This is a genomic window from Nocardia sp. NPDC058497, assembly GCF_042720195.1.
In the GTDB taxonomy this organism is placed as follows: domain Bacteria; phylum Actinomycetota; class Actinomycetes; order Mycobacteriales; family Mycobacteriaceae; genus Nocardia.
Window position 1 is genome coordinate 6108 of sequence record NZ_JBHXMY010000079.1, and the last position, 7295, is coordinate 13402.

Sequence of the window (7295 nt, forward strand, 5' to 3'; positions counted from 1 at the left end):
CTCCGGGCTCGGCACCGGCCGCGTCGTCGCCGAGGTCGACCTCGGTCTCGGACGCGGCTTCGAGTTCCGGTGTGGGGGTGAGCTTCTCGTCGTCAGCTTCGGTGACGGGCTCGTCGGCCGATGTCGTCATCCGATCCTCCGAATCAGTACGGTGGGGGCGCTTGCTCAGCACACGGGGGCGGTAGTCGGGGTCACTCTCGTGACCGCCTGCCGCCCCGATGCGGATCCGCCGTTCGGCCCCGCCACGGTGCAGCACGCGCGTGGCGAGTGCGGCATCGGTGGTGCGGCGGATCCGGGGATGCCGGTCCGCCAGGATCGGGAACAGGACGAAGACCCAGAGCACGACGAGTCCGATCCACAGGATCGAATTCGGCATCGCGGTCATCACCTCCCGTCCCCGCCTGCGCGTTGTCCATCGTTGGACGCACTACCGACGTCCGTAGGTTAATTCGGGCACGCCTGCCCGCGCGGCAGGCGCGCCGTGCACACCTGCCACATGAGTAACAGAAATTTCACGGCAGCGCCGCTCGACCTTCCCTGACCAGGCGGTCGACCACCGTGCCCATGATTTCTTCGACCGTCAAGCCCACCAGCATGTGATCGCGCCATTCGCCGTCCACATCGAGGTAGCGGCGCAGCAGGCCCTCCTCGCGGAAGCCGACATTGCGCAGGACGGCCTGGCTGGCCAGGTTCTCCGGCCGCACCGTCGCCTCGACGCGGTGCAGGCCGACCGGCCCGAAGCAGTGGTCCAGCCCCAGCGCCAGCGCGGCCGTCGCCACGCCCTGACCGCCGAGGTCCTTGGCCACCCAGTAGCCGATCCAGGCCGAGCGCAGCGCGCCGCGCACGATATTGCCGATGGTCAGCTGCCCGCTGAACTGCCCGTCGACCTCGATCACCAGCGGGATCATCGCGCCCCGCCGTGCTTCGGCCTTCAGGCTCGTCCACAGCGACGGCCAGTTCGACGCGTGATTGCGCGCCTCCCAGCTGCCGCGACCGGTCGGTTCCCAGCGCTCCAGATGGTCGCGGTCACGCAGCCGGATGCGGCTCCACGCGGTGGCGTCGCGAAAACGTACCGGCCGCAGGGTCACCTGCCCGCCCGCCACGATCACCGGACCGAGCCGCGCGGGCCATCCGGGATGCTGGCCTGCCCGGAATACGTTCATCGACTCCACGTTTCAGCCGCGCTGCGCCAGGAACGCGACCCGCACCTCGTCACCGGTCCGGAAATCGGTGTCGTCGGGTTCGACGACGATCAGGCTGTTCGCCTCGGCCAGCGTGGCCAGCAGATGCGAGGATCCGCCGTTGCCGTTGCCCAGCGGCTGCACCAGATAGTCGCCGGTCGCCTCGTCGCGCAGCAGCTGTGCGCGCAGGTATCCCTTGCGGCCAGGCATCGAGGAGATCGGAGTGATGGTGCGGGCGTTGACGATTCGGCGCATCGGCTGCCTGCGGCCCAGCGCGATCCGGATCAGCGGACGCACCATCACCTCGAAGACCACCAGCGCGCCCACCGGATTCGACGGCAGCAGGAAGGTCGGCACCTCGTCGCGGCCGAGCCGGCCGAAACCCTGCACCGAGCCCGGATGCATGGCCACCCGGTCGACCTCGAGCTCACCGAGTCCGTCCAGCGCCTCGCGCACCTGCTCCGAGGCCCAGCCGCCGACCGCACCGGCGATCACGACGACCTCCGAGCGCACCAGCTGCCCCTCGACCACATCGCGCAGCCTGCGCGGATCGGCGCTGACGATGCCGACCCGGTTCACATCGGCGCCGGCGTCGCGCGCGGCAGCGGCCAGCGCGTAGGAGTTCACGTCGTAGACCTGACCGGGGCCGGGCGTGCGATCGATATCGATCAGCTCGCCGCCGATGGAGATCACCGACAGCCGCGGCCGCGGATGCACCAGCACCTTGTCCTGGCCGACCGCGGCCAGCAGGCCAACCTGGGCCGCGCCGATGATGGTGCCCGCGCGGACCGCCACGTCACCGGGCTGCACGTCGTCACCGATCCGGCGGACGTAATCGCCCGAGCGGACCGGCTCGAAAACCTTGATCCTGGCGCGGCCACCGTCGGTGAATTCCAGTGGAAGCACCGCGTCGGCGAGCGTCGGCAGCGGCGCGCCGGTGTCGACCCGCACGGTCTGGCGCGGCTGCAACCGGATGGGCTGGCGCGAACCGGCCACCACCTCGCCGACCACCGGCAGGGTGAGGTCGATCAGCTCGCCCTCCTCGTCGCGCACATCGGTGCCCGCGGCGGTGACGTCGACGCTGCGCACCGCGTAACCGTCGATGGCGGCCTGATCGAAGCCGGGCAGCGGACGTTCGGTGACGACGTCTTCCGCGCACAGCAAACCCTGGGCCTCGGATATCGCGACCCGGACCGGCCTGGGTGCGACCGCGGCCGCGGTGACCTTGATCAGCTGATCCTCAACCGAGCGCATCGAGCTCCTGTGTCTATCGGCGACTGCCTGCCTGTGTGCTACCGCTTGCCGCGCTTACGCGTTCGGAGACTGGGGGTCCCACTCCGGGCTCAGCCGGAACTTCAGCCACTCGCGCAGTTGCGGACCATATTCCTCCCGCTCGAGGGCGAAATCGACAGCAGCTCGAAGATAGCCGCCCGGGTTACCCAAATCGTGGCGCGACCCACGGTGGACGACCACATGGACCGGGTGTCCTTCCGCGATCAGCAGGGCGATGGCGTCGGTGATCTGCAGTTCCCCGCCCGCGCCCGGCTCGATCCGGCGCAGTGCGTCGAAGATCACGCGATCGAGCAGGTAGCGGCCCGCGGCGGCCAGGGTCGACGGCGCGTCGGCCAGTTCCGGCTTCTCGACCATGCCCTTGACCCGCAGCACATCGGCCTCGGCGCCCTCGGTCAGATCTTCCACGTCGAACACGCCATAGGCGCTGACCTGCGACTTCGGCACGTCGATGGCGCACAGCACCGAGCCGCCGCGCTCGCGGCGCACCCGGCTCATCGTCTCCAGCACGCCGCACGGCAGGACCAGATCGTCGGGCAGCAGCACCGCGATGGCGTCCTCGTCGTCGTCGAGCACCGATTCGGCCTGGGCGACCGCGTGCCCGAGGCCGAGCGGCTCCTCCTGAACGACCGAGGTCACATCGAGCAGGCCGGGGGCCTTGCGAACCTTCTCCAGCAGCGCGAACTTGCCGCGCTCGGCCAGGGTGCTCTCCAGCACCAGGTCCTCGACGAAGTGGGCGACCACGCCGTCCTTGCCCGGCGAGGTGACGATGACCAGCCGGTCCGCGCCGGAATCGGCGGCCTCGGCGGCGACCAGCTCGATGCCGGGGGTGTCGACGACCGGCAGCAACTCCTTGGGCACGGTCTTGGTGGCAGGCAGAAACCGCGTCCCGAGTCCGGCCGCGGGTACCACCGCAGTGCGGAAACCGGAAGTCTTGTCTGTCATGCGCATACCCTATCCATTCAGCGTGCCGTCCGATCGCCCGTCGCGACGATCCGGCGTCGGCAAGAGCTTAGGGTGGTCGCTGTGGAGATGCCCGGTGAGCGCACCAAATATGCGTGGCGCACCCAGATCCTGGCCGAGCGCGCCCTGGTCGGGGCAGCCGAGCACGCACGCGAAGCGGCCGAGCTGGCGACGGCGATCGGGCCGCTGGCCGGGGCCGACGAGGTCGTCTGCGCCTACGTCCCGATCCGCGGCGAACCCGGCGATCTGCGCATGCTCGACGCGCTGCGTGTGTGCAACGCCACGGTGTTGCTGCCGGTGACCGGAGAGCCGGGACCGCTGAGCTGGGCGCGCTACGAGGGCCCCGATTCCCTGCGCAAGGCCCGCTTCGGGCTGCTCGAACCGACGACCGCGACCCTGCCGCCGGACACCGTCGCCACCGCGACGACGGTCCTGGTTCCCGCGCTCGCGGTGGATCTGCGCGGGGTGCGGCTAGGGCGCGGTGCCGGCTACTACGACCGGACATTGGGTGCCGTCGGAGACGGGACCAGGCTCATCGCCGTCGTGCGGGATAATGAACTCGTCGACCGGCTGCCGGAAGAACCACACGACCGGCGGATGGGCTGGGCAGTGACGCCCGGCGGCGGACTGCGTGAACTGGGCCATGAGCTGCCCGTTTCGCCGGAATGAAACGGCGATTCGCGACGTTGGCAGTGTCGGCGGTAGAGTGCTAGATCGACGAGACTTGCGGAGGATCCTGTGCCAACTTATTCATACGCGTGCACCCAGTGTGACAACCGCTTCGACATCGTTCAGTCCTTCTCCGACGACACGCTGACGGAATGCCCGCAGTGCACGGGGAAGCTGCGGAAGCTGTTCAACTCGGTCGGCATCGTGTTCAAGGGCAGCGGTTTCTACCGCACCGACAGCCGTGGTGGCACGTCCACCGCGAGCGAGCCCGCCAAGACGTCCTCGGACTCCAACGGCAGCAGCGGCACCAGCACCCCCGCGTCGAGCTCGGCGCCCGCCGCCGCTAGCTGATCCTCCCGGAGTTATCCACAGCCCCGTAGTTGTCCACAACCTGGACTTTCGGGGGCTGTTCCCCGCTGCCGCGCTCCTAGGCTCGGAGCATGACTCGCAGTCTCGCCGATCTGGGACGTGGCAGTTCCTGGCGTTTCGCCCTCGGTAACCGCCCGGCATGGGCCGATGCCCTGCTCGCGCGCCGCATCGCCGCCGCGGTGCTGGCCCTGCTCGCGCTGGCGATGTTCATCCGCGGCGATCCCGGTGATTCCCGGCGCGCCGTCGTGGTCGCCGCCCGTGATCTGGCGCCGGGCAGGTTGCTCACCGCCGACGATCTGCGCGTCGACCGTCACGAATCCCGTTCGCTGCCTTCGGGTTCGGCCACCGAGACCGCTCCCCTGCTCGGCGCGACGCTCACCGGTGCGATGCGCGCCGGGGAGACCTTCACCGATCTGCGCGTGGTCGGCCCGCGCCTGGCCGCCGCCGCGGCGGGCAGCGCCGACGCGCGGATCGTGCCCATCCGGCTGGCCGATCCCGCGGTCGCCGATGTGTTGCGCGCGGGCGATCGGGTGGACGTCGTCGGCGTCGAGGACGCGGGCGGCCCCGGTGCGACGAAACCGGCCCGCACCCTGGCCACCGACGCCGCCGTGGTGCTCGTCACCGCGACGGGCGAGCGGCGCTCTGGTGCGGAACGGGTGGTCCTGGTCGCGCTGGGCGCCGAATACGCCACCGCGGTGGCCGGTGCCTCGCTGCGCACCGCGCTCACCGTCGTCTTCCATTGACACCCCCGGCACACACAGTCGGTGCCGCCCCGGCACAGTTCGCGAGATAATTGCCGGAGCTCTGGTTAGCATCACACAAACAGCACGACCGTTTCACATCATTCGAACAAGGAGCACAGCGCCTCCGGCCGGCTCCGGGACGAAGGAGATATCGGCATGCTCAAAGGCTTCAAGGACTTCCTGCTCCGCGGCAATGTGATCGACCTGGCGGTCGCCGTCGTCATGGGTACCGCGTTCGTCGCCATCGTCACCGCGTTCACCAGCGGGATCGTCAACCCGCTGCTCGCGGTCTTCGGCGGAAGCAACGAGATGGGGCTCGGCATCCAGCTCGTCGGGGACAAACCGGCCACCTTCATCGAGATCGGGCCGATCATCACCGCGTTCATCAACTTCCTGTTGATCGCGGCGATTCTGTATTTCGTCCTCGTCCTGCCCGCGATTATGGCGAAGAAGCGGTTCTCCGATGAGGACGAGAAACTCTCCGACAACGAGGTGCTCATCGAGATCCGGGATCTGCTGGCTCAGCAGGCCGACACGTCGAACGGCAAGCACGGCATGCGCGCGGAACCGGCCGGAAGCGACGGCGAGCACAAGCACTGAGCCCCGCACGCAACGAGATCGGGGCAGATCCGGGAGGACTCACCCCGATCTCGTTGGGCTGGAGGCTGTTTCGGTGCCTCAGCCGAGGCTGAACGGCTGGCCCCACAGGGTGACCCAGCTGATCACATGGTCGGTCTCCACCTCGACGCTCACGAACGAACGCGCCTGCGCGTAGCCGCCGCAGCCGGACAGACCGATGGTCTCGTCGGCCCAGGTGACCGAGCCGCTGCCGCCATCGAAGTAGTTGCGGACCCGGTGGGATTCGTTGCCGTAATCGTCGGGCCCTTCCAGATCGAGGACGTAGAAGGACCGCGCCTGGCCGGGGCCGAGAGTGAGTTCGCCGCCCGCGGCCCCCGCGGCCTCCACCGCCCCGCCGACCGCCGCTTCGCCCTCGGCGGCCGCCCGGCCGCCGGCGATATTGACCTGGCAACCCACGGTGTAACCGGGGTAGATCTTGCCGCCGCCGTCACCGGACACCGACACCTGCGCGCTACCGGACACCCACGCATTACGGTGTGCCGGCGTCGATCCCATCGACGGGTTGATATTGGCCGACTCGCCGACCATCTTGATGTTGACGACGGTGCCGTCGGACAGCACCTTGGTGATTTCGCCGCCCGGCAGCGGAATGAAGGTGTCGGCATCGGCCACGCCGGTGGAAAGCAGACCCACTGCCACGGTCGCCGCGGCCACGAAACCGGCCGCGCGCGCCGTGCTCTTACGGTTGATCATCACAGGTGACCCCTCGAGGGTGAACTCGTGTGAACTGGCAACCGACGATGTAGCCCGTATTCAGCTGCGAGGCACCGTGTGTCGAGGAATTGTTGGAGCCGGGACGGTTGCGGGGCCCGTTGTTCGGCCCGACCTCACCCTCCGGCGTGACCTGCACATCGGCCCTGGCATTGCCCGAGACCCAGACGACGCGGCCCACACCGTTGGCGGCCAGCGACGGGGAAATCACGGCATGCTCGCCGGTTCGGGAGAGCGTGACGCCGGGGCCGAGCTTCTCACCGTCCGGCAACGGGACGAAGGTGTCGGCGTTCGCAGCACCGGCCGACAGCAGGCCGATCGTCACGGCCACTGCGGCGCCCGCGCTCAAGGCGCCGCGACGCACGCGGATGGTGCGGTTCTCGCTCATACTTCCCCTCGAGATGTACGCAAAATCGACCTCGACCGTCGAGGTCGATATCTGTGCTGCGCCCGGACCCAGCCCAGGCGGGTCCACGGACCGCACCGCTGGCAACAGGGCAGGTACGCCCAGCCGGGAGGTGAATCGAGAAGCTGAAAAGCACGAAACTTGTGGCGACACTGACTGTCTGGCAGTCAATTCGCCACCAACATAATGAGGCGGACCGGCAAAGTCCAGCGAAACGGCATGGCGGGCCCAACATATGGGGGCGGGAGCGGTAATACAAACGCCCCGGGGGTGTTGGGGGATGAGCAGCTCACCCCCGGCTGGACCTGGCACCCCACACGCTCA

Annotated in this window: 9 protein-coding genes and 1 pseudogene; 4 read left to right on the plus strand and 6 right to left on the minus strand. The window is 68.9% G+C overall.

The window, feature by feature from the left end:
- From ACFWPJ_RS08490 to ACFWPJ_RS08505, 4 genes are all read right to left on the minus strand, one after another.
- Positions 1-96: hypothetical protein (locus ACFWPJ_RS08490; RefSeq protein ID WP_378848877.1), on the minus strand; the 96-nt coding region annotated here is incomplete at its 3' end.
- 416 nt (positions 97-512) lie between these two features.
- On the minus strand, positions 513-1163 hold the full coding sequence (locus ACFWPJ_RS08495; protein ID WP_378848860.1) for a GNAT family N-acetyltransferase: 651 nt from the start codon (positions 1161-1163) through the stop codon (positions 513-515).
- A gap of 12 nt (positions 1164-1175) precedes the next feature.
- Positions 1176-2435, minus strand: coding sequence for a gephyrin-like molybdotransferase Glp (gene glp / locus ACFWPJ_RS08500; protein WP_378848862.1), 1260 nt, complete (start codon positions 2433-2435; stop codon positions 1176-1178).
- A gap of 54 nt (positions 2436-2489) precedes the next feature.
- Positions 2490-3416 carry a UTP--glucose-1-phosphate uridylyltransferase gene (locus ACFWPJ_RS08505; protein WP_378848863.1) on the minus strand — a complete coding sequence of 309 codons (927 nt, stop codon included), beginning with the start codon at positions 3414-3416 and terminating at the stop codon, positions 2490-2492.
- 87 nt (positions 3417-3503) lie between these two features.
- On the opposite strand from ACFWPJ_RS08505, the gene ACFWPJ_RS08510 reads away from it, so the two are divergent.
- From ACFWPJ_RS08510 to mscL, 4 genes are all read left to right on the plus strand, one after another.
- Entirely contained in the window at positions 3504-4103 is a 600-nt protein-coding gene (locus ACFWPJ_RS08510) for a 5-formyltetrahydrofolate cyclo-ligase (protein ID WP_378848879.1), read from the plus strand.
- 69 nt (positions 4104-4172) lie between these two features.
- Positions 4173-4454, plus strand: a complete 282-nt coding sequence (locus ACFWPJ_RS08515; RefSeq protein ID WP_378848865.1) for an FmdB family zinc ribbon protein — start codon at positions 4173-4175, stop codon at positions 4452-4454.
- Between the two features lie 89 nt (positions 4455-4543).
- On the plus strand, positions 4544-5215 hold the full coding sequence (locus ACFWPJ_RS08520; protein WP_378848866.1) for an SAF domain-containing protein: 672 nt from the start codon (positions 4544-4546) through the stop codon (positions 5213-5215).
- A gap of 156 nt (positions 5216-5371) precedes the next feature.
- Positions 5372-5815 (plus strand): large conductance mechanosensitive channel protein MscL, encoded by a 444-nt coding sequence (gene mscL / locus ACFWPJ_RS08525; protein WP_378848868.1) that lies wholly within the window; start codon positions 5372-5374, stop codon positions 5813-5815.
- A 78-nt stretch (positions 5816-5893) separates the two neighbouring features.
- Here the strand turns inward: mscL and ACFWPJ_RS08530 are convergent, their stop codons facing one another.
- Both ACFWPJ_RS08530 and ACFWPJ_RS08535 read right to left on the minus strand, forming a co-directional pair.
- Positions 5894-6547 (minus strand): MspA family porin, encoded by a 654-nt coding sequence (locus ACFWPJ_RS08530; protein ID WP_378848870.1) that lies wholly within the window; start codon positions 6545-6547, stop codon positions 5894-5896.
- Between the two features lie 34 nt (positions 6548-6581).
- A pseudogene (locus ACFWPJ_RS08535) lies at positions 6582-6953 on the minus strand (mspA family protein); the annotation flags it as partial.
- Positions 6954-7295 lie beyond the last annotated feature (342 nt).